Raw genomic sequence first — 880 nt, 5'->3', positions numbered from 1 at the left:
GCGATCACGCGCCAACAGGCGACGTTCACGCGGCGCGACCTGGCGCAGTTCGCGTTCCGGCATAGCGACGGCAAGGACCAGTTCGATCAGGTGATGAGCGCGGTGCGGACCTCGCCCGAGCTGGTAGCGCTGGGGAAGGACGGACGCGGCGAGGACCGGTTCACGTCGCGCGAGATGATCGACACCGAGCAGCGGTTGGAGCGCGCCGGCTACGGCCTAGCGGATCGGGCCGGGCATGGTCTCCCGGCGGCGTCTAAAATGGGGGGGCGAGACACCGCCGAGAGGGTTGGCCTTGCGCTGGGAAGCCAGCAGAAGGACGCGCTCGCGCATATCACCGGCAAGAACGACTTGGCAATTGTCGTCGGCTATGCCGGCACCGGCAAATCGACCATGCTGGGCGTTGCGCGCGACGAATGGGAGCGGGCGGGCTATCAGGTGCGCGGTGCGGCCTTGTCGGGGATCGCGGCCGAGGGGCTTGAGGGCGGTTCCGGTATCGCCTCGCGCACGATCGCCAGCATGGAATATCAGTGGGAGCAGGGCCGCGAGCTGCTAGGTCCGCGCGACGTGCTGGTGATTGACGAGGCCGGCATGATCGGCACGCGCCAGATGGAGCGGGTGCTGTCCGAGGCCGAACGGGCAGGGGCCAAGGTGATCCTTGTCGGCGACGCCGAGCAGTTGCAGGCGATCGAGGCTGGCGCTGCGTTCCGATCGCTGGCCGAGCGCTACGGCGCGGCCGAGATCAGCGATGTTCGCCGGCAGCATGAGGACTGGCAGAAAGACGCCACGCGGGCGCTCGCAACAGGCCGCACCGGCGAGGCGATCCATGCCTATGCCGAGCATGGCATGGTCCACGCGGCCGAGACGCGCGAGGCTGCGCGGG

The 880-nt window shown here is 69.0% G+C and carries 1 protein-coding gene; it reads left to right on the top strand.

The window, feature by feature from the left end; genetic code table 11:
• Nucleotides 1-880 (top strand): AAA family ATPase (locus M529_RS0124800; RefSeq protein WP_031295097.1); only part of this gene is annotated, 880 nt, incomplete at both ends.

It is taken from the genome of Sphingobium ummariense RL-3 (assembly GCF_000447205.1).
Lineage (GTDB): Bacteria > Pseudomonadota > Alphaproteobacteria > Sphingomonadales > Sphingomonadaceae > Sphingobium > Sphingobium ummariense.
Note: the sequence above shows the minus strand (reverse complement) of the source record. Positions and strands in the feature narration are given on the sequence as shown.